General features: G+C 34.2%; 18 protein-coding genes. 6 read left to right on the top strand and 12 right to left on the bottom strand.

The genetic code is table 11. The annotated features are described in order from the left end of the window. The first annotated feature begins 10 nt into the window (after positions 1–10). On the top strand, positions 11–610 hold the full coding sequence (locus EK17_RS05745; protein ID WP_051904466.1) for a 50S ribosomal protein L11 methyltransferase: 600 nt from the start codon (positions 11–13) through the stop codon (positions 608–610). On the opposite strand, the gene EK17_RS05750 is transcribed toward EK17_RS05745, so the two are convergent. The 11 genes from EK17_RS05750 to EK17_RS05800 form a co-directional block, all read right to left on the bottom strand. Further along, the gene (locus EK17_RS05750; protein ID WP_035588445.1) at positions 587–2,230 is read right to left on the bottom strand and encodes a cytochrome c3 family protein; all 1,644 of its coding nucleotides are present in this window, start codon (positions 2,228–2,230) and stop codon (positions 587–589) included. The genes EK17_RS05745 and EK17_RS05750 overlap by 24 nt on opposite strands. Beyond that, complete coding sequence (locus tag EK17_RS05755) at positions 2,218–3,993, bottom strand: hypothetical protein (protein ID WP_035588447.1); 1,776 nt, start codon at positions 3,991–3,993, stop codon at positions 2,218–2,220. Before EK17_RS05755 ends, EK17_RS05750 begins: the two co-directional genes overlap by 13 nt. Further along, complete coding sequence (locus EK17_RS05760; protein ID WP_035588449.1) at positions 3,971–4,786, bottom strand: cytochrome b N-terminal domain-containing protein; 816 nt, start codon at positions 4,784–4,786, stop codon at positions 3,971–3,973. Before EK17_RS05760 ends, EK17_RS05755 begins: the two co-directional genes overlap by 23 nt. After that, the gene (locus tag EK17_RS05765) at positions 4,783–5,187 is read right to left on the bottom strand and encodes a QcrA and Rieske domain-containing protein (RefSeq protein WP_035588450.1); all 405 of its coding nucleotides are present in this window, start codon (positions 5,185–5,187) and stop codon (positions 4,783–4,785) included. Before EK17_RS05765 ends, EK17_RS05760 begins: the two co-directional genes overlap by 4 nt. After that, entirely contained in the window at positions 5,174–5,539 is a 366-nt protein-coding gene (locus tag EK17_RS05770; protein WP_035588452.1) for a hypothetical protein, read from the bottom strand. The genes EK17_RS05765 and EK17_RS05770 overlap by 14 nt, the downstream gene beginning before the upstream one ends. 15 nt (positions 5,540–5,554) lie before the next feature. Continuing rightward, on the bottom strand, positions 5,555–6,139 hold the full coding sequence (locus tag EK17_RS05775) for a 4Fe-4S dicluster domain-containing protein (protein WP_035588454.1): 585 nt from the start codon (positions 6,137–6,139) through the stop codon (positions 5,555–5,557). Positions 6,140–6,143: 4 nt separating this feature from the next. Beyond that, positions 6,144–8,450, bottom strand: coding sequence for a molybdopterin-containing oxidoreductase family protein (locus EK17_RS05780; RefSeq protein WP_035588457.1), 2,307 nt, complete (start codon positions 8,448–8,450; stop codon positions 6,144–6,146). Continuing rightward, the gene (nrfD, locus tag EK17_RS05785; protein WP_035588460.1) at positions 8,443–9,603 is read right to left on the bottom strand and encodes an NrfD/PsrC family molybdoenzyme membrane anchor subunit; all 1,161 of its coding nucleotides are present in this window, start codon (positions 9,601–9,603) and stop codon (positions 8,443–8,445) included. Before nrfD ends, EK17_RS05780 begins: the two co-directional genes overlap by 8 nt. Further along, positions 9,600–10,118, bottom strand: a complete 519-nt coding sequence (locus tag EK17_RS05790; RefSeq protein ID WP_035588462.1) for a TorD/DmsD family molecular chaperone — start codon at positions 10,116–10,118, stop codon at positions 9,600–9,602. The genes nrfD and EK17_RS05790 overlap by 4 nt, the downstream gene beginning before the upstream one ends. A gap of 50 nt (positions 10,119–10,168) precedes the next feature. After that, the gene (locus EK17_RS05795; protein WP_051904467.1) at positions 10,169–10,624 is read right to left on the bottom strand and encodes a rhodanese-like domain-containing protein; all 456 of its coding nucleotides are present in this window, start codon (positions 10,622–10,624) and stop codon (positions 10,169–10,171) included. Positions 10,625–10,702: 78 nt separating this feature from the next. Continuing rightward, entirely contained in the window at positions 10,703–11,365 is a 663-nt protein-coding gene (locus EK17_RS05800; protein WP_035588465.1) for a Crp/Fnr family transcriptional regulator, read from the bottom strand. 197 nt (positions 11,366–11,562) lie between these two features. Between EK17_RS05800 and purL the strand changes: the two genes are divergently transcribed. The 5 genes from purL to EK17_RS05825 are packed head-to-tail and all read left to right on the top strand — an operon-like array spanning position 11,563 to position 18,267. After that, the gene (gene purL / locus EK17_RS05805) at positions 11,563–13,764 is read left to right on the top strand and encodes a phosphoribosylformylglycinamidine synthase subunit PurL (protein ID WP_035588468.1); all 2,202 of its coding nucleotides are present in this window, start codon (positions 11,563–11,565) and stop codon (positions 13,762–13,764) included. Further along, entirely contained in the window at positions 13,751–14,059 is a 309-nt protein-coding gene (locus EK17_RS05810; RefSeq protein WP_035588471.1) for a cupin domain-containing protein, read from the top strand. Before purL ends, EK17_RS05810 begins: the two co-directional genes overlap by 14 nt. Further along, a complete protein-coding gene (gene uvrC / locus EK17_RS09055; RefSeq protein WP_051904468.1) occupies positions 14,056–15,861 on the top strand; it encodes an excinuclease ABC subunit UvrC in 1,806 nt (601 codons plus the stop codon). Before EK17_RS05810 ends, uvrC begins: the two co-directional genes overlap by 4 nt. A gap of 58 nt (positions 15,862–15,919) precedes the next feature. Continuing rightward, the gene (locus tag EK17_RS05820; RefSeq protein WP_035588474.1) at positions 15,920–16,759 is read left to right on the top strand and encodes a FecR family protein; all 840 of its coding nucleotides are present in this window, start codon (positions 15,920–15,922) and stop codon (positions 16,757–16,759) included. A 20-nt stretch (positions 16,760–16,779) separates the two neighbouring features. Next, positions 16,780–18,267 (top strand): surface lipoprotein assembly modifier, encoded by a 1,488-nt coding sequence (locus EK17_RS05825; RefSeq protein ID WP_035588477.1) that lies wholly within the window; start codon positions 16,780–16,782, stop codon positions 18,265–18,267. On the opposite strand, the gene EK17_RS05830 is transcribed toward EK17_RS05825, so the two are convergent. After that, the gene (locus EK17_RS05830; RefSeq protein ID WP_035588480.1) at positions 18,268–20,202 is read right to left on the bottom strand and encodes a CHASE2 domain-containing protein; all 1,935 of its coding nucleotides are present in this window, start codon (positions 20,200–20,202) and stop codon (positions 18,268–18,270) included. Positions 20,203–20,209 lie beyond the last annotated feature (7 nt).

Below are 20,209 nucleotides of genomic sequence, written 5' to 3' on the forward strand. Positions count from 1 at the left end.
GGAGGAATGCGTGAGCTGGAGATTAAAAGATGAAAAAAAGATAATAGAAATAGGTAGAAATTTTTGTGTTGCTCCATCTAACTACGACACAGACAGGATAAAAATTACCCTTACAGATGGCTATTCATTTGGCACAGGGGTTCATGAAACAACAAAAAGCTGTATGGCAATAATGGAAGAAATAGACTTAAAAGGCAAGAGTTTTTTGGATGTTGGTATCGGCAGCGGTATTTTATCCATTGCTGCATTAAAATTGGGGGCTTTGGAGGCTGTAGGTTTTGATATACACAGGTTTGCTGTTGAAGAATGCATAGAAAATGGCAGACTGAATAATGTGAATAATTTACACTGTTTTGTGAGCAACAGGTTAAGCTCAATAAAAAGGTCATTTGATATCATAGCTGCCAATATCTTTGGCGATATTATTCTTTCAATGGGTCAGGATATAGTGAGACTTTCAAAACCCAACGGCTATCTATTGCTTTCTGGTGTAATAGTTGAGGATAATTTTGCAGTTAAAAAATTTTTTACAGAACACGGATTTAAAGTTATTAGAAATCTATATCTTGAAGAATACACAACTTTATTATTGAAAAAGGTTTTTTATTAAAATCTTAGATCTTTCCTTTTTATAGAGTGGTGATGTTAGTTTTTCAAGCTCTTTTTTTGTAAGTTTTCTGCCATTTATAACCATCCCTTTAAAGAATTCTTCTACAACGGTTCCTTTATAAAAATCTGGATTTAATTGAAGTTTATTGTTGTGGCATGCCTCACAACTTTTACCGTAAATACCTATTGTATGGGGAGAATAACCCATTACAATCGAAGCAGTACTTTTATTATCAAACACAACAGTTCCATTTTCATTTACATAGGTTAATTTATAGTTAAATATTTCTCTGGCTACTGAGTATTTTCCGTTGTTATCAACGATAAGTATAAAGGGCATCCATCTTCTTGCTATCCAACCTTGATACCAAATACCTTTTTTGAGGGTTTTATCTAAATAGTCGTATGATTTTGGGGGCGTCGATGGGTTCTTTAATGCTCTTTTTAGAAACATTTCTACATAGGGATCTTCCTGCGTTATGAGTTTTTTAAACATATCATAATGTAGTTTTGATTTATCAAAATATAAATTCATACCAAAGTGTTCTGATTGCCATAAAGAATGACACGCTGAACATTTTACTCTCTGATGATATTTATGGGCATATAGATTTTTATCAAAAAGTTTTGGTTTTAATTTTTTTCCTTTTGTAGTTATAAATAGACCTTCTTTTGTTAAGAGTTTTGGGTTTGATTTGTAGCCACCATGGCAGCTTTCGCAACTTACTTTTACGGCTTCGTTTTCAAATGTATGTTGCTTAAAATCCCCCATCACTCCTTCTTTTTTATGGCAATCTACGCATGTCATACCTGATCTAAAATGGATATCAGACTGTAGTGCGTGTTGCCCTATGCCATAAATTCTTGGTTTAAAATAACCGTTTGGCATAATCGGGGATCTAAAATCTTTATGATAATCTTGCGGAAACAGCCCAATATAATCTGTTCCAACAAATTCGTTGTTGTGGCAACTTAGACAGCTGCTCATTTTTGGATGTTTAAAGAGACGGTGTGTTTTAGAATATACCTTTTTTCCGTATAACACTCTATCACTTCCTAAGTAGTGACCATTTTTTGAATACTCAGCATGACAAGCAGCACATCCTGATAATCTATAGGTTCCCGTAGTTTGAAACTCTGATGAATTAATATGGCATCTTGCACATTTTCTCCTTAGTAGTATATCTACCAAATCTGAAGGTTGTTTTATTGTTGCTGGATCTGGTATTTGTTTCAGGCTGGAGGTTTCTATTGCAGCAAAAGTGGGTAAAAGGTTTTTTTGTTTATCCCAAGCAAACCTTGTTATATTTATTACAGATGAGAGTGTATAATGCATAGAGTTTGTCAATCTCTCTATATCTTTTTTATGGCATTTAATACATAATTTTTTTGCATATTTTAGTTCAGAAGGGTTTTTAATTATCTGTTTATGTGAATAGATGTTATTCCTATTTTCTTCTAAAACATGACATTCTATACATGTTAGTTTGTGAATATTATCTATTTTTTCTACTGTATGGCATTTATTGCATGAACTTATGTCTTTTGCGTTGAGGTTTGTTGTTGGATATATAAATAGAAGTGTGAATAAAATTAAAACAGTTTTTACTATTTTGAGCATGGAGTCTCTCTTTTGTTAAATTTAATTAGAGAATTTTTAAAGTTTATGTAAATTTTATCGTAATATGAGTTATGACATTCGATACAGCTTCCAGCCTTTAAAATTCTCATTAATTCCTCCTTGTTAAAAGGTCTTTGCCCTTTGATAGAAACATCCTGTAGCCTATTGCCATTTATATCAACAAAACTATCAATGGAAAACGGAATGTTTAATCCAGATTTTTTTGAGTTATATATAGGTACAAATTTTATGCCTTTTTGCGTAAAGTGAAGATAGCCACCACCAAGACCGAGAGTTTGAGGATTAAGATGGCAGTTTTCACATGAGTGAGCTTTTAGTTGTGTTGTGTGTGGATCCCAGCTTGCAAAGACCAGTTTTTTAATTCTTTTAGATGGTTTAACACCTTGATTGTATTGTGTTAAGAAGGTTTGGCATCCTGGAGCAAAGGGCGCTACCTGTTTTTTTTCATCAATACCCAAAGCAAATGGCATAAACCTATTGAATGATGAGAATTCTCTGAATGCACCTTTTGTGGGTTTATGCAACAGCCAGTCAAATTGTTTTACATTTGTAAAGTTTGCCACATGACACCCAAAGCAGGAGGGTAACCACTCAGAATGGCACGCTTGACATGAAAGTCTTTTGTGGATTGTAAGAGAATGATAGGGGGCTGTTCTATTAAATGTTATTTTGTATGGCTTACCGTCACGCTTTCTGAAAAAGATAATATCGTTATTTTTAGGATTTTTTTGAAGGTTGTATATGGGATAAAAATTTTTGTGTGTATAAGCTATTAGCCAGCCTTTTTTTATTTTAACCCTGCCATTTTCAGATGCCAGAAGCTGTGCATCCTTATTTGGGATTCCAAAAATAGGGTTATGGCAATCTATGCACTGTATTATAACCTGATTTTCGTATCTTTTGTATGCATGTCCATCTCCCATTAAACCCCATTCTGTATGGCAATCTATGCAATCCAGTTTGTATTTTGTGTAGTGTATATCGGCATGCAGCTGTAAATAGAATCTGTTCTCATTGAGTATCTTATGTGAGAATTCGCCGTGTATGTATGGTGTACCATACCCAGCTGATTGAAATTTCCCATAATACGATAAACCTATTCTGTTGGATCGGTTGTGGCATTTTATACATTTTGAAGATGGTATTGTTGTGGTAAATTGAGTGTGGTTTTTGCCTTTAACTCCATGGCAATCTATGCAGCCTCCACCTCTAATTTTGGTTTTATTTTTAAAGATATTCTGCTTTTGGTTTATATGGCATGCTGCACACATTTTTCTAAAGTAGTTCACGGATAAGTCTTTGGTTATGGTTGTGTTATCGTTATTTTTTATTTCTTCTATTGAAAGATAAAGTTGTTTATTTTCGAGTTTTTCTGATAATACACCAATAATACCCTTATTTGTTGCCATAATAGAGTTGTTTATACGTTTTATAATATCGTTATGGCATTTTGAGCATTTTTCTTTGGCATACTCCAGTCTTGCTGGATTTTTTATAATACCAATATGAGCTTTGTTTTTGTCGAGCGTGTAAGGATTTCCATCATGACAACTATAACAACCAAAGACGCTAAATGGATGGGATTTTCCTACACCACCACTTTCATTATGACAAATAACGCAACCCTCATTTGGTGTGGATTGGGGTATATGCTTTGCTTTTTTAAAATAATAGACCGTATATATGATGGTGAAAATCGAAGATACGATAACAATTATCTTAAACCAAACTGATCGCACCATAAAAGAGTACCCATGCAAGTAGAGTGTAATTCAATATTTTTTTGTTATTCTGCAAAAAAGGATATAAAGATAGGATAATAAAGGGGAATAATATTATAACAACCACTAAATCAACAGGAAAGTTAAACATAAGCATATTTTCTGCTCCATAAAAAAACCATGGACCTTTAAGTAGCTCTTTTGTCTGCTCTATTTTTATAATATCTTCTGGTTGTTTTAAAATAACTGTTAGAATTAGTGAAGCAGCAAGAGCTATTGAGCAGAATTCTTTTTTTAGGCTAACAGCTTTTGCGTGTTTTAATACTAAAAATGTAAACAAAACCGGCAAAATAGATATATGCATTATATAGAATCGAAAAACTGTATTTTGTGGATCTTTGAAAAGTGGTAAAAGAAAATTTATTAAGTAGCTTTTTTTTATAATGTTTTCTGCAACAAGCATTGCAGATTGACCCGATAGGTCTGCCTTTATAACAAAACCTGTAAACATAAGGAGTATCAATATAAAAAGGGCAAACGATGCTACAATATATTGATTTTTATTTATGCTTTTCTTTGGATTTTTTTTGATACTCTCAATAACGATGTGAGTAATTACAAGAATTAAAGATGCTTCTGATGAAAAGTAATGCAGTTTTCTAAAAAAAGAACCTCCTAAAGAAAACAGCGTTAAATTTTCTACACTTTTAAGAGGTGTTATCGGGTTGTAAAAAAAGAGTAAGGCAAAACCACTAAAGAAAGAGATGGATATTAATCCAATAGTTAGGTAAGAGATAAAGTAGTCAATTTTCATCCCACAATGATGTTATCATTTTTTATGTAATATTTTAATTTTTTTAAGGGTTTTGTTGCAGGACCATGGATAACCTTGCCTGCAACTGTAAACCTACTGCCGTGACAGGGACACTCAAATATTTTATCATTTTCATTGAATTGCAATATACATCCCATGTGAGTACAGTGTGCATCGTAAATTTCAATATGATTTTTATTTTTAATAATAAAAAGCGGTGGTTTCTTTAAAAAATTAACCCCTTCTTTTAATGTCGATAGTTTAACTTGGATATTAAAAGAGTGTGAAGTGCTTTTAAGCAGTTTTGAAAAAGGAAGAGACAGACTGGCTATTCCTGCGATTGATAGCCAGCCTGCAGCAGATTCCAGAAACTTACGTCTATCTATCTTAGCATCCCTCAATTTCTTCTTCGCCACCGCCTGCAGAAGGTGCTTCTTGATTGAGCTGGATATTTTCTTCCTTGGGTTCTGGTATTAGATCGATTTGGCCTTTAGTTATCTGAATAATAATGCGGTTGTAGTTATCCCATGCCTTCTTGCACCACGGATTAGATTGTACAGCTTTTTTTGCAAAAGTGTAAGCTTCATAAAGTTTATCATTATTAAACTTTTCCTCAGATAGGTTTACATATTTATTACATAAAGCCTCATTCATTTTGTAGTATTCAGACTGAGAAGCCTTTGTTCTATTGCTAATCAATGCCAAACCAATGACCAATATCAATACCACTGCAAATAGATATTTTACTTTCATTTCAACCTCCTCATCTTAATAGTTTATACTAACATAATATACGTTTGGCTGTGTACCTTTTTCCTCTTGAAATCTCCATACTTTTTTTGCATCTTTCAATAGTTTGTAGACTTTTGAGTTTTCGTCGTTTAGGTCTCCAAAGTTTCTTGCCTCTCCCACACAAGTTGCAACGCAAGCTGGTTCTAATCCGTTACTTATTCTTGGTAGGCAGAATGTGCATTTATCAACAGAACCTATATCTTCATTGTAATATCTTGCATTGTAGGGACATGCCTCCATGCAGGCTTTACATCCTATGCATTTTGATGGATCCACAAGAACAATTCCATCTTCCTCTCTTTTAAAACTTGCACCTGTTGGACAAACATCTACACAGGGAGCATTATCGCAATGGTTGCATAAGATTGGCAGAAATACAACCTTTGGGGTTTCGTTTTCATCATATTCAACCTCTAAAACCTCTGTTCTAAACATCTCTTTGTTTATGGGTACATTCCATTCTTCCTTGCAAGCTGCATAACATGCCATGCACCCCAAACATCTATCCTGCACAATAACCATTGCATATCTGTGTTGTCTTTTTTGATTTTTTTCACTCATAGGCTCAACTCCTGACTTTGGTAATTTTTACAAATGAATTATTAAAAGCAGCGGCACCACTGATGGGGTCCACACCATCACTACACAGCTGTGCATCAGATATTCCTTTTTTGTAAGCGACATCTAAGAATTTTGATATATGACCAAAACCGTGAGCAATAAATAGACAACCCTCTTTTATTCTGTTGGTTATTTTTACTCCGACTACAGGACTTTTAACGCCGGTTTTTGGATTTGATAAAACTACTTTACTTTTTTCAGTCAAACCTAATCTTTCCGCATCCTTTTTGTTTATCCATACTTCATTTTTACCATACAATTCAGCAAGCAGTTTATTGTTTTGAGTTCTTGCATGGGTATGGACTGGAACTCTACCAAACAACAACCTGAAAAGAGATTTATCTTCGATGCTAACGGGGGGTATGTATTTTGGTAATGGATAATATGCATCACCCTTTTCTTTGTATAGTTTCTCAAGTTTTGTTGAGTAAAGCTCAATTTTACCGCTTGGCGTTTTGAAAGTTAGTTTTTTGCCGCTTGCCTGCGGATATGGATCGGTTCCCTCAAAAACTATAACGCCTTTTTCTTCTAACTCTTTTTTTAGTTTGGATGGAAGCTTGGATAGAATTTTTTCAGTTCTTTCTTTAACTGTTTCTTTAAAATATTTCCCCAACCCCAATCTATCAGCAATTCCTTTGGCTATATCCCATGAAACCTTTGTGTCAAATAATGGTTTAACAGCTGGTTCTCTTATTGCTATAAATGGATATGCGTCTTTCTGAATGTGGGGTAGGTCGTATCTCTCAAGATAGGTAGATTCTGGAAGAATTATATCAGCATACATGCTTGTGTCGTTAGGAATTATGTCTATATCGACTATTAGTTCAAGCTTATTTAATACTTCTTCTGTTAATCTGTTAACGCCTATTGCGGAAGATGAAATCGGGTTTGTTCCATATATAATCCATGCTTTAATTGGATATGGTTTGGCTGTTCTTGTTGCTTCAATAATGCCGTTTTCTCTGCCCAGAGATTTTGGTGCCAGCGGATATTCACTGCCTGCTCCATCGGCTCTTTCTTCGTTTACCAAAGGTGGCTCATCTTCTTTCGGTGGCCTAAAGGGTACCTTGATTATTTCGCAATCGTTGGAATTATACTGCTCTTCAATGTATGCAAATTTATCTCTCACCCATATACCACCTGGTACACCCCAGTTACCAGCTAAGGCATTCAAGATTGCAATAGCTCTTGATGTTTGTGTATCGTTGCCGTATCTTGAAAATCTTCTTGGAGGTACAGCCAAAACATTTGGAGCATTTTCAGCGTATTCCCAGGCTATTTTTTCTATCAGTTTTGCGCTTATGCCAGTTTCTGCTTCAGCCCACTCAGGTGTATACTGTTTTACAAAATTAGATAGCTGTCCAAAGCCTATACAGTATTTGTCAACAAAATCCATATTTACAAGTTGATCTCTAATTAAAACATGAATTAAAGATAGTATTAAAGCAAGGTCTGTACCAGGATTTATTTGTAACCACTTGTAAGCTTTGGCGGCTGTTTCTGAAAATCTTGGGTCAACATATACAAGTTTGCCACCTCGTGAGATGCCCTCTATTAAATCTTCTGCCTCTCTTACCTGTAGTGCCCCTAAAATATTTCTTCCAAACGATATTATATATTTTGAGTTTTTAAAATCGAATGTGGAATGCCCGGATACACCTGTGCCGTATGTTAATACCCATCCTACTTCTCTTGAACCCATGCACTGTGAGTATGCGGGTATTATTATATTAGGTGTGCCTAAAGCTTTAGAAAGAATGATAAAAGGTTCTTCGCCTGTACCATGTAAAAAACTTGCTATGCTTTTTGATGAGTATTTTCGTTGAATAAATTTTAGTTTATCGGCTATATAATCAAATGCTTCTTTCCAGCTGACTTTTTTGAACTTTCCTTCGCCTCTTTTACCCACTCTCATCATAGGGTATTTTAGTCTATTTGGGTCATAGAGGGTATAGATGCCTGCGTTGCCTTTAGCGCATAGATAACCACGGTTGTTGGGGTTATGTGGGTTGCCTTCTAATTTATGCACTATACCGTTTCTGGTATATGCTATAACACCACAATTCCAAAAACACATTTCGCAAAAATTAAAGCTTTTCTTTCCTCTATCGTAGGTTACGATTTTTTCTTCATAGCTCTTGGTTTTGGATGATGCGATGCTGTTGCTGTTTAAAGCACTAAGACCAATTATAGCCGAGCCCCCGACTACAGCTGTCTTAATAAAAGCCCTTCTTGAAATATTTTTAGCCATGATTTTCCTCCTCCAAATGAAGAATGCGGCTACCTATAGTGTAAACCAAACCCATTACACCTACTGCAGAAATAAATAAAGTGATCTCTGCAATAGAGGGCATGTATGAGAGAACTTCTTTGTGCGGAAAGTATATAGAATTTACCGGTATTAGTTGACCAGCTACTACTGTATCATATCTAAAGAAGAAAATACCAATAATAACGCATATTGAAGATATCAATGATAAATATGTAGATTTAAATCTTCCCCACAGAAGCAAAGCAAAAGGTGTAATTATACCTAAAAGAATTTCAAAGAAGTAAAAATTAAAACTTAATTTTCCTGCAAATAGCTGTTTTGCTGCCTCATAAGTCATTGGCTCTTTGCCGTAGATCAAAGTTACACTTCTCCAGATTTTTGCAAAGATTATCATGAGTAAAACTATTAATAAGGTTTTGGAAAATGTTTTGAGTGTAATTGCGAATGTTTCGTCACTTAATTCTTTTCTATTTACAAGCAACAATATAATCGCAAATGCAGCACCAAGTGCAACTGCGGATAGGATAAAAAACATCGGTATAAAAGGACCGTACCAGAACGGCCTTGCTATATTCGCAGAAAATACGAAACCCATATTACTATATGCAGAAATTCCCACTATGAATCCTAATATACTTGCTATAAATGTTAATTTTTCTTTGTTTGCAAGTAAAAGAAATACTTCTACTATCAATATTGGTAACTCCATTGCATACAAAACCGACATCCACCATATAGGTGATTTCCAATGAAATGGAACTATGTTGGTTACAAACCTAAGTATCTGAAGTCTGAATGGTCCCCCAAGGTCCCAAAAGATTATAAAAAAGCCAGCCAAAAGGGCGCTTAGTGCAGTCCACATCATTTTTCTACTTAAAACATGGAAATTTTCAAAACCAAAAAGATGACCAAAAGCTGCCAATAGAGAAAGTCCTGTAGTTATACCAACGAAAAAGGAGTATCCTATTATCAATAAGCCCCATGATATTTCTCTGCTTACACCATAAGAGGCTTCCTGGCCCTTAAAGAACACAAGAGCCATTCCTATAAAACCCACTGCAAATAGCAGTAGATAAAACACCATCCAACCGGTAATTTTGAAATCTTTCTTTATTATTTCTCCCTTTGTCATGTATCCTCCTTCAAAAACTCAGATGTTTGTTTGATTATACATTGAGCCAATTCATAATACAGAACGCTTTCATTTTTAAGGCATGTCATAAACTTTTCTACCCAAGATAGATGAATTTTACAAAATAGTTTAGCCTCTTTTAATTGATTGGCCTCCAAAAGTAAAGAGATAAACGCAAGCTCGATAGATATATGATCGGGGGGTAGTTTGATTTCGTCCTGATTTACTGTATATCCGCACTTACTGTAGAAGTCTACAACATCAACTACTCTGTTTGACATTAGCCTTCTATCGTACCAGTAGGATTCATACGGGACACACTTTACTCCGTTTCTGTTGACATCAAAAGTTGCAATATAGTGAGATACTATTTCATCCAAGCTGAGATTTGATAGAGTGCTGTAGAGCTTTTTTAGAGATGGACATAAAGTTGAAATTTCCCTAAAGCTATCAATAAAAGAATCATCTGGATAGCTATATAAATCTGCCAGTAGAGAAAACATCTTTGCTTTCATAATATATTACTTTAATATAAAAAAAGAGCCTTCTTTCGAAGGCTCTTTTTTTATTCTGCTGCCTTACCTAAACCCTTAGGTTCACCTTTTTCTATAGGTAGTCCAGCTTTTTTCCAAGCAAGGAAACCACCTTTTAAGTTGTATGCCTTATAACCCAACTGAACCATATCGTATGTTGATATTGAGCCTCTTCCACCTGTTTTGCAGTAGACAATATAGGTTTTACTCTTATCTGGAAACCATTTTAATGCTTTAAAATCCAGTAAGCCTCTGGGTGCCCAAATAGCATGAGGAATATGTCCTTTTTTATATTCCACATAACTTCTCACATCAACAAATACAACACCTTTCATTTCATAGGCTTTTTGCGGTGTTACCTGTTCAATGTGTTGCCTTGCAATCTTGATTTTCTTTGTTGAAACCGGAGTACCTGCAATTGAGGTAGCCGAAAAAGTTACTGTTGTTGCAATCGCCAGCAAAACACCTTTTAAAGCCGCTCTTTTCATACTTCACCTCCTAAATAAATTTGCTATGATTATGATAGTTGAAATGAATTTAGAAAGCTGTGATTTGAATCACAATGATTATACTAAAAAAGATTTTATTCTGTTTAAGTCAGTAAGAAGTATCTTTTTGTTTTTTGTTTTTATTAATCCTTCTTTTTTTAGTTTGGCTATGATTCTGCACACTGTTTCTCTACATAATCCGCTTAAAGATGCTATTTCATTTTGATTGAGGTTGACGATAAATCCATCTTCTGCTTTACATAGATTGTCTGGATTGTTCAATATTTCCAAGATTCTTTGTTCTGGATTGTTTAAAACTATACTATGCAATAACTTTGATTTATATACAAATCTTTTAGATAAAATTTCAAAGATATTTTCCTGAATTATGGGGTATTTTTTAAATAGAAACTTCAGATCCTTTAAATTAAAGTAGGCTATTTGAGATGGTTGAATTGTTTTTGCTGTCGAAATTGCCTCACCTATTGTTAAAGCAGCCAAACAAAAAGCTTGATAGGGACGTATATACCATATTGTTAATTTCTTTCCTTCACTACTAAATTTTGAAATCTCTACTTTTCCGCTTAATAAAATGGGTAAAAATTTAATTTTATCTCCTTCTAAGAAAATTATGTTGTTTTTTTCTATTACTTTGTAATGCAAATAATGCGCAATATTTGTTATATATTGATTTGTTAATCCTTTAAAAATGTCTATTTTTCTGTAATTCTCAAGACTCATGGTTACCCTCCTTATATTTCAATATTATCAAATTGAAGTATGGTTTTCTATTGATTAGAAAATAATTGTGATATTAATTATCGAGCCAGAAAAGTAGATTGAGAAACTTTTAAGAATATTTTATATTGAAATGTGATGGCTACATTGATTGATGCAAAAAAGAATGTTTATCATGTAAATAAAAGTTGGGGGGTATGATGTCTGTATCTGATAAGCTGGAGAAAATTGGTTTAACAAAGGAAGAGTATGAAATTTTAAAAAAACATTTATTGAGAGATCCCACCGATATTGAGTTAGATATAGCCTCTGCTATGTGGAGTGAACATTGTAGCTATAAATCATCAAAGCATTTTTTAAAGAAGCTGCCGACAAAGGGCAGGTATGTTGTAATTGGACCTGGTGAAAATGCAGGCGTTGTTGATATAGGTGACGGGTTTGTAGCGGTTTTTAAGATGGAATCACACAACCATCCCAGTTTTATAGAGCCGTATCAGGGTGCAGCAACAGGTGTTGGAGGCATTTTAAGAGATATTTTTACAATGGGTGCAAGACCTGTTATGAACTTAGATGGTTTGTTTTTTGGCGATTTGAGTTATGAGAGAACACCTTTTTTGATTGATGGAGTTGTGAGAGGTGTTGGAGATTACGGCAATTGCGTGGGCGTGCCAACAATAGGCGGAATGACATTTTTTGATGAGTGTTATAACACAAACAACCTTGTTAACGCTTTCTGTCTGGGTGTTGGTAGGAAGGATAAAATTTTTCTTGGTGTGGCAAAAGGCATAGGAAACCCTGTTTTCTATGTGGGTTCAAAAACAGGCAGGGACGGTATAGGTGGTGCCACAATGGCCTCTGCATCGTTTGATGAAAACTTTGAAGAAGAAAGGCCAGCTGTTCAGGTGGGAGACCCGTTTACCGAAAAGCTTTTGCTTGAGGCATGTCTTGAATTAATGGAAGAGGATGCGATTGAAGGTATTCAGGATATGGGTGCTGCAGGGTTGACTTCAAGCTCATTTGAGATGGCTGACAGAGGTGGTGTTGGTATTGATTTATACCTGGATAGAGTGCCTTTGAGAGAAAAGATGACGCCCTCTGAGATTATGCTATCTGAATCTCAGGAGCGTATGCTGATTGTTGCAAAGAAAGGAAAAGAGGATAAAGTTAAAGAGATTTTTAAGAAATATTCACTTGATGCTGAAATAATAGGAGTTGTAACTGATAGAAAAAAGATAAGATTGTTTTTTAATAATGAAGTGGTAGCTGATATCGATGTTGAATTGATGACATCGAAGGCTCCTGTTTACAAAAGACCTACAAAGAAACCTGCATACCTAAATAATGTCGCCAATTTTGATTTTGAGATAATAAAACAACCATCTAATCTTAATGAACTTTTTATGCAAATGCTTAAAACAGCTGAGTTTTCCAATAAAAAACCGATTTATGAAAACTACGATTCTACCGTTCAAACAAATACGGTTATAAAACCAGGATCAGATGCTGCACTGATCCGTATAAAGGAAACATCAAAGGGTGTGGCTGCAACTGTTGATGTAAATCCGCGATATGTTTATATTGACCCATACAAAGGAACTCAGTTGAGTTTTTTGGAGGCTTTTAGAAACCTTATTTGTGTTGGTGCAAAACCTATAGCACTCACAGATTGTTTAAATTTTGGAAACCCAGAAAATCCTGAAATTATGTGGCAGTTTGAAAAGGCTTTGGATGGATTGGCTGTTGCATGCAGAACTTTGGATGTGCCTGTTGTCAGTGGCAATGTCAGCTTCTATAACGAAACAAACGGTAAAAATATTTATCCAACACCATCAATCGGTATGGTAGGAATAGCAGAAAAACCATTCAATGCCCCAACTATTGGTTTTAAAAAAGAAGGCAGTAGTGTGTTTATGCTTGGAGATATTATTGAAGGTGAGCTTGGAGGCTCTGCGTATTTGAAGTACACTACAAAAAAAACAGCTGGTAAGCTGCCAAGAATAGATTTTGATTTACATAAACGATTGATGGGTTTTATGCTTGAGGCGGTTGGTGAGGGAATTTTGCTTGCTGCTCATGATGTTTCAGAAGGAGGTATATTAAACTGCCTTGCTGAGATGTCTATGGCAGGCAACATGGGGGGAATATTTGACTTGCCGATTAAAGGAAGGGCTGATTTTTATCTATTTAGCGAAACCAGTGGCGTTATAGTTGTTGAATCCAATGATGATGAGAGAGTATTGCAGCTTGCTAAAAACCATGGTGTAGAAATTAAAAAAATTGGTAGAACAACAGGAGAGAAGTTGATTATTAATGATATTGTAAATTTAGAGATTGAGAAAATGAAATCAGCCTCGCTTGAAGTTTTTAAAAATTTATGGGGGTATGAAGATGAATGTATTTGAGGGAATTGAAATTGGTCAAAAAGGTGAAGAGATCATAGAAACAATTACAAAAAGTGAAAATGTTAAAATAGAAAGAATCGTTTCATACAACAGTTTTTCAAAAAAAGGGTTCTACTACGACAACGATGAATATGAATTTGTAATTCTGCTATACGGTGAGGCAAAGCTATACCTCGAATCGAAGGGTATGGTAAAGCTAAAAAGCGGAGATTATATGATTATCGAGCCTCATGACAAACACAGCGTTGAATATACATCCAATCCTGCTGTCTGGCTATGCATTTATTATAAATGAACAGGATTGAGCTGTTTAAAAACCCTTCTTTAATTGGTGAGATTCCAGATAAAGCGGGCGTTTATATAATCTATTCAGAAGAAGATGAGATTTTATATGTAGGCAAAGCAAAATCACTGCGTAGGCGATTGAGAAGCTATTTAAACAGGAAAGATAAGGATATTTTAAAGCTTTCTTTATTGAGAGAAGCCTGCTGTGTTGAATTTATAACTTTAAACAATGAGCTTGAAGCTTTTTTGCTTGAGTCAAATCTAATCAAACAGCACAGACCACCGTACAATATCGTTTTAAGGGATGATAAAAGTTATCCCTATTTAAGGATAAGTTATTCTGAAAAATATCCGAGGTTGAGTATTGCAAGAAGAATAAAGCATAAAGGTGATTTTTACTTTGGCCCTATAACACCGGTTGAAAAGTTAAGAACACTGATAAAACTTTTGAAGTCCACTTTTAAAATAGCCCAGAAAAACGACAAGCAGTGTCAGGGCTCTGAATATCCCTGCATCTACTACCAGATGAACAGATGCACAGCTCCCTGTGCTAAAAAAATTTCAAGAGAGGATTATTTAAAGCTAATAGAACAGATAAAGGAAATACTTACAAATCCATCAAAGATAAAGATGAGGCTTAAAAAGGAACTAAAGCAGTGCATAGATAGTTTGAATTTTGAAAAAGCCATCAAGATAAGGGATATGCTTAAGGCTATTGAGATACTTCAAGGCGATCAAAATGTTAGTGAGATAAATGAAGATTTTTTAGATGTTATAGGTTTTGCAGAAAACGATATTGCTACAGCTGTATATGTGATGAGTGTAAGATTTAAAAATATAGTTGGTGCAAGAAGTTTTTTCTTTAATTATCAGCATGTGGATAGCGATTTTGTTGGAGATTTTCTTATGCAATACTATCTGCATAATCAGCAGGTAATACCAGATAAAATTGTTTTAAATGGGCTTGAATCAGAAGAGATCGTGGAAAAAGCTTTGGGTGAAATTAAAACTGTTAAAATTATACAACCAAAAAAAGGGGACAAGGCAAAGCTTTTAAAGCTTGCAGAGCAAAATGCAAAGATAAATCTCCAGTTATACTCAAAAAGGCTTGAAAATAATCTAAAACTGTTAAAAAAGATACAGGATAAATTTAATTTAGAAGAACTACCTTTAATTATCGATGTTGCCGATATTTCACATATTTCTTTTGAGAATGTTGTGGGAGGAGTTATAAGATATAAACCTGATGGTTTTGATAAATCATCATACAGACGATACAAGTTACAATCTTCTTTTGAGTCTGAAGCAATGAAAGAGTTGATGCAGAGGCATAGAAAATTGATCCTTAAAAGCTCAATGAAACTGCCTGATTTAATTGTTGTTGATGGAGGCATTATTCAGATTAAGGCAGCAAAAGAGGCTTTTTTGAATACGCCAGTTATAGGTATTGCAAAGGAAAAAACAGACAATAGAACAAAAAGAGGCTTTAATGCTGTTGATTCTATTTACACATTGGATGGCAAAATTGAAAAGATTGACGAAGATATTCTGGGTTTTTTTCAGAAGCTCAGGGATGAAGCTCATCGATTTGCCGTTGAATACCACAGAAAGAAAAGAAAGGATTATGTGCTTGCAAGCGCCCTTGATAGAATAGAATTTATTGGTCCAAAAAGAAAAAGGCTTTTGTTTGAGCATTTTGGATCTTTAGAAAATCTAAAAAATGCCTCTGTCGATGAAATTGCCTCAATAAAGGGTATAAGCAAAAAGATAGCAATGATTATCAAAGAACGCTTAAATGAACAAAATATTTGACACAGCTTAAAATTTTGTTTAATAATATATTGATAAGTTAAATGAAGGGGGGATAAAAATGAGGCGATTCTATTTAATAGTTATATTTATAATGGGATTTTTTGTATCCTTTGCTAATGCAGCCGATGTTGGTAGGTTTATAGAAGTTAAAAATTATGTATTTATGTTGAAAAATGGAAAACCTCCGTTTATTAAGGCAAAAGTTGGTGATACAGTTTCTCAAAGTGATATAGTTTCAACAGGCGTTAATTCAACTGCTGTAATTAAATTTTTTGATGGAAACAAGATTACCATCTCGTCCAATAGCCGTGTTATATTGAATGAATATCTTTCAAAAGAGAAGGCGTTGATTAAATTAACAAAAGGAAAAGTTACGGCAACGGTTGTTCCTAAAGTTGTTAGAAAGATAAAACAATCAAAAAATTATTTTAAAATAGAAACACCTATAGCAGTTGCAGGTGTTAGGGGCACTAAATTTTCTGTTCAACATAAGGATTTTACGGTTGTGAAGGTATATAAAGGACTTGTTGAGGTTTATAATTTAGCCTATCCGCAATTTAGGGTTTTTGTAGCAGCAGGAAATATGGTATTTATCAGACCCAGAAAAACACCATCTGAGCCTAAAAAATTTGGTGGAAAAATTGGTAATTACGGCTCAGATCAGGGTAGCGATTCAAGTATTGGAAAAAATACGGAGAGTTTAGGCGATTACGAAACAGAAACATTTGGCAATGATGAGGTTGGTTCAAATAATCATCAGAATCCTCCAGAATATGCAGTTTCCCCTCCCATTACTCAAAAAAATCATCCCCGTCAAACAAGTAGCGGAGGTTATTCAGGAAGCACCATTCAAGAAGGCGGAGGTTATTCAGGAGGTAGTTTAACTACTGGTCCGTAAGGTTAAAAAAGGAGTGAACAGTGAAAATATTTAAAAGTATAGTTATTGTTATATTGGTAGTATTTGTTTCCATAAATGTTTATGCTTCCAGTTTATTTAATAAAGGTTTGGATGCCTTAAAGCTTGGTTATTATGATAAAGCTTATTACTATTTCTTTAAAGATTACACTATACACCCAACACCTAAATTAGCTTATTATATAGGAATATCTTTAGAAAAAATGGGTCAGGATGAACTGGCTATCAAATACTTTAAAAAAGCTTCTTCAAAAATAAGTGATGCATATTCACATATTGTAAAAATCTATATTGGTATAGGTAAGTTTAAGGATGCAGAGACTTTTCTGAATTATATAGAAAATAAAGAGGAGTATTTTTTCTATAGTGGTTTACTATCTTTATACAAAAAAAATTTCAAGACAGCTTTGAATTTTTTTCTCAAATCTGCAACATATAAGGGTACTTTGGAGCAAAAATCACTTTTTTATTCAGCTTTAATTGAACTAAAGCTTTCAAACAAAGAAAAGTCAAAGGAATATTTTAAGGAAGTTATAAAAGTTAACAGTAACACCGTTTATGCCAAAAAAGCTAAGGTATATTTAAGGGCTATAAAGAAACAGGAAAAACCCTATACGGTTTTTCTATCAGCTGGTTATCAATATAATTCCAATGTTGTTGCTAAACCATCCAATAAAATAGGAGATTCTGACATAGATAACATTTCCAAAAAAGGTGATTCAGCTTTTGTTGGCAAAGTGTTTGCTTCATATAAGTTGATGATGGATAGTATAGAGTTGAAAAGTAGTGTGTTTATTTACAGGATTTCGTATGCAGACCTAAAAGATTACAACTCTACATATATAAAAATCGCTGAAGATATAGGTTTAAATAAAAAAAGATATAAATTAGCTACAGAATTGTTCTATGAAAAATCATGGCTTGGTGGGGATAGCTATCTTGAAGGGTTTGGTATGAAACCTTATGCTATTTATTATCCATACAAGAAACTTGCAATAACAGCAGGAGTTAAATTGGAAAAGGTTAACTTTTTTAAAAATGCTTCAGTTGAAGCAGAAAACAGGGATGCAAAAATAATAAAGCCTTTTATAAATCTGTATAGGGCGGTAAATAGATTATTTTTCTTCGGTAATGCGAATTTTAGTTACAATAACGCTAAAGGTAGGAATTGGGATTATAATGAAATTGCCCTTGGAGGGGGTGTGGGCTATAACTTCTCAAGTAGGTTTACAGCCTCAGCTGGCGCAAATTATTCTTATAGAGGCTTTCTACACAACAACAGCTACTCAGGTGCAGGTTATGCTGGCTTTCCCTCTACGCCATCCAAAAGAAAAGATAAAAACTCAACCTTTTGGCTTAGGGCAACTGTAAAGCTTAACGATTATATAAGATTAACTTGTTCTTTTACTCATTACTATCAAAATTCCAATTTTGATATTTACAAATACAAGCAGAATATCTTTTATAGTGGTCTTAGTGTCTTATTTTAGCTATTTGTCTTTGAAGGCAACAATATCTTCAGGTGGTTCTTTTATATAGAATTCCTTATTTTCTTTTACGCAGTAGATTTTTACGGGCTTGGTTTTGCCTTTTACCTTTACAACAGCAAGACCTTCAAGACAGAAGCCTTTCAAGTTGTCAGTTGTGGAGGTTAAATGTTTCACAACATACTCGCTGACAATAATGGAGCAGTCGAATTTTCTTGTTAGACCTTCAAGTCTTGATGCAAGATTTACGCTATCGCCTATGACGGTGTATTCCATTTTTTTGTCAGTTCCCCCTATGTTACCTGCAACCGCCTCACCGCTGTTGATTCCTATGCCTATTTCTATAATGGGTTTATTGTTTTGCTTTAATTTTTCCTGTAGTTGTTTAAGTCTTTTTTGCATATTAAGTGCGCATTGAATAGACAATAAAGCATGATTACTCTGTTCGACAGGAGCATTCCAGAAAACCATTATCGCATCGCCTATGAATTTATCTAATGTTCCATGAAACTCAAAAACAACATCCACCATCTCCTTAAAATACTCATTCAAAAGACTAACAACTTCCTCTGGTGAGAGTTGCTCTGATAGGGTTGTAAAGCCTTTTATATCTGAAAACAGGATGGTGACTTCTCTTTTTTTGCCTTCCAAAGCGGCAATCTCTGGATTTTTTATAAGCATCTCAACAATTTCCTTGTTTACATAACTTGCAAATAGTTTTTTAATAAATCTTGATTGCTTCTCCTCCATGGCAAAGTTATAAATTGTCATGGAAACAAACACTCCAGAAAGCTCTAAAAAAGGATAAAGAGGATTGATAAACAAACCTTTTCTAAAATAAAAATAGCTTGCTATAAAGATTAAAATAGAGGAAAAGATTAGAATCACAGTTGAGGATGTTGCCTTAAGTGGTGAAAATATCAAAACTATTATTATGCCAGATAAGAATAATAGAAGAACATAGTATGGTGGCGAAAGAATCTTTATAAACTTTCCTTCGAGGATTGTTTCTATCGTGTTGGCGTGTTTTTCTATTCCAGGTAAAGCTGTGGAAGTTGGAGTTACCCTTAAATCGTATAAACCAACCGCAGTTGCACCAACAAGCACTATTTTGTCTTTGATTTGAGATTTATTGACTTTTTTGTCTATAATGTCTGCTATAGAAATATAACTGAAGGTTCTATTGGCGCCAAAGTAGTTTATCATCATTCTTCCATTATTGTCTGTAGGGATAACTTGATCAGAAAGATAGATGCCTTTTTTAGGTTCTACTACTATGAATTGATCCGGTATTCCTCTGTATAATGCTGCTGCTTGAAGGGTTAGAGAGGGGATTAGGTATCCATCATACAACATATATAGTTGTTCTTTTCTAACAACACCATCGATATCTGGAAAAATATTAATAAAGCCTATATGGGCACAGCTTTCCAATAGCTGTTTTACCGGTAAAAGTAAACTATTGCTTCCGGGTGGCGGATGTTTGTAAAAATAATCAGGATTGTCAACAGACAGTGTATTGTTTTGTAAAATTTTCTTGGGAATAGTATTTTTAGATTTTTTTCCATGCAGAAATACAATCGGTAATATAACATTGCCTGCCTTTTTGAATGCTTCTGCAAGTTTTGAATCGTTTTTTTCTTTTTCGCTAAAGATTACATCGAATACAATCTCTTTTGCTTTAAGTCCTTTTAGTTGTTTTACAAGTTTAACAAAAACAGTTCTACTCCAGGGCCATCTGCCAAACCTTTTAATCGATTTTTCATCTATAGCTGCTATAACAACAGTGTTTGAGATTCTCTGTTTGCCTCTTATCTTAAAAAATGTGTCATAAATCTTGTTGCCTGTAATTGTTAAGAATCGTGGATGGATAAAATAGATAAGGATTACTATAAATACTGCAGTTACACCTACAAGGAGCTGTTTTTTATTTTTCATCTTTAAG

This window comes from Hippea jasoniae (genome assembly GCF_000744435.1).
Classification (GTDB): Bacteria; Campylobacterota_A; Desulfurellia; order Desulfurellales; family Hippeaceae; genus Hippea; species Hippea jasoniae.

Coding starts and splice junctions, on each gene's coding strand:
- EK17_RS05775 (WP_035588454.1), bottom strand. CDS start 6,139: ATGAGTGAAAAAAATCAAAAAAGACAACACAGATATGCAATGGTTATT.
- EK17_RS05800 (WP_035588465.1), bottom strand. CDS start 11,365: ATGAGTCTTGAGAATTACAGAAAAATAGACATTTTTAAAGGATTAACA.
- EK17_RS05790 (WP_035588462.1), bottom strand. CDS start 10,118: ATGAAAGCAAAGATGTTTTCTCTACTGGCAGATTTATATAGCTATCCA.
- EK17_RS05810 (WP_035588471.1), top strand. CDS start 13,751: ATGAATGTATTTGAGGGAATTGAAATTGGTCAAAAAGGTGAAGAGATC.
- purL (WP_035588468.1), top strand. CDS start 11,563: ATGTCTGTATCTGATAAGCTGGAGAAAATTGGTTTAACAAAGGAAGAG.
- EK17_RS05760 (WP_035588449.1), bottom strand. CDS start 4,786: ATGAAAATTGACTACTTTATCTCTTACCTAACTATTGGATTAATATCC.
- nrfD (WP_035588460.1), bottom strand. CDS start 9,603: ATGACAAAGGGAGAAATAATAAAGAAAGATTTCAAAATTACCGGTTGG.
- EK17_RS05755 (WP_035588447.1), bottom strand. CDS start 3,993: ATGGTGCGATCAGTTTGGTTTAAGATAATTGTTATCGTATCTTCGATT.
- EK17_RS05770 (WP_035588452.1), bottom strand. CDS start 5,539: ATGAAAGTAAAATATCTATTTGCAGTGGTATTGATATTGGTCATTGGT.
- EK17_RS05780 (WP_035588457.1), bottom strand. CDS start 8,450: ATGGCTAAAAATATTTCAAGAAGGGCTTTTATTAAGACAGCTGTAGTC.
- EK17_RS05830 (WP_035588480.1), bottom strand. CDS start 20,202: ATGAAAAATAAAAAACAGCTCCTTGTAGGTGTAACTGCAGTATTTATA.
- EK17_RS05750 (WP_035588445.1), bottom strand. CDS start 2,230: ATGCTCAAAATAGTAAAAACTGTTTTAATTTTATTCACACTTCTATTT.
- EK17_RS05795 (WP_051904467.1), bottom strand. CDS start 10,624: ATGAAAAGAGCGGCTTTAAAAGGTGTTTTGCTGGCGATTGCAACAACA.
- EK17_RS05820 (WP_035588474.1), top strand. CDS start 15,920: ATGAGGCGATTCTATTTAATAGTTATATTTATAATGGGATTTTTTGTA.
- uvrC (WP_051904468.1), top strand. CDS start 14,056: ATGAACAGGATTGAGCTGTTTAAAAACCCTTCTTTAATTGGTGAGATT.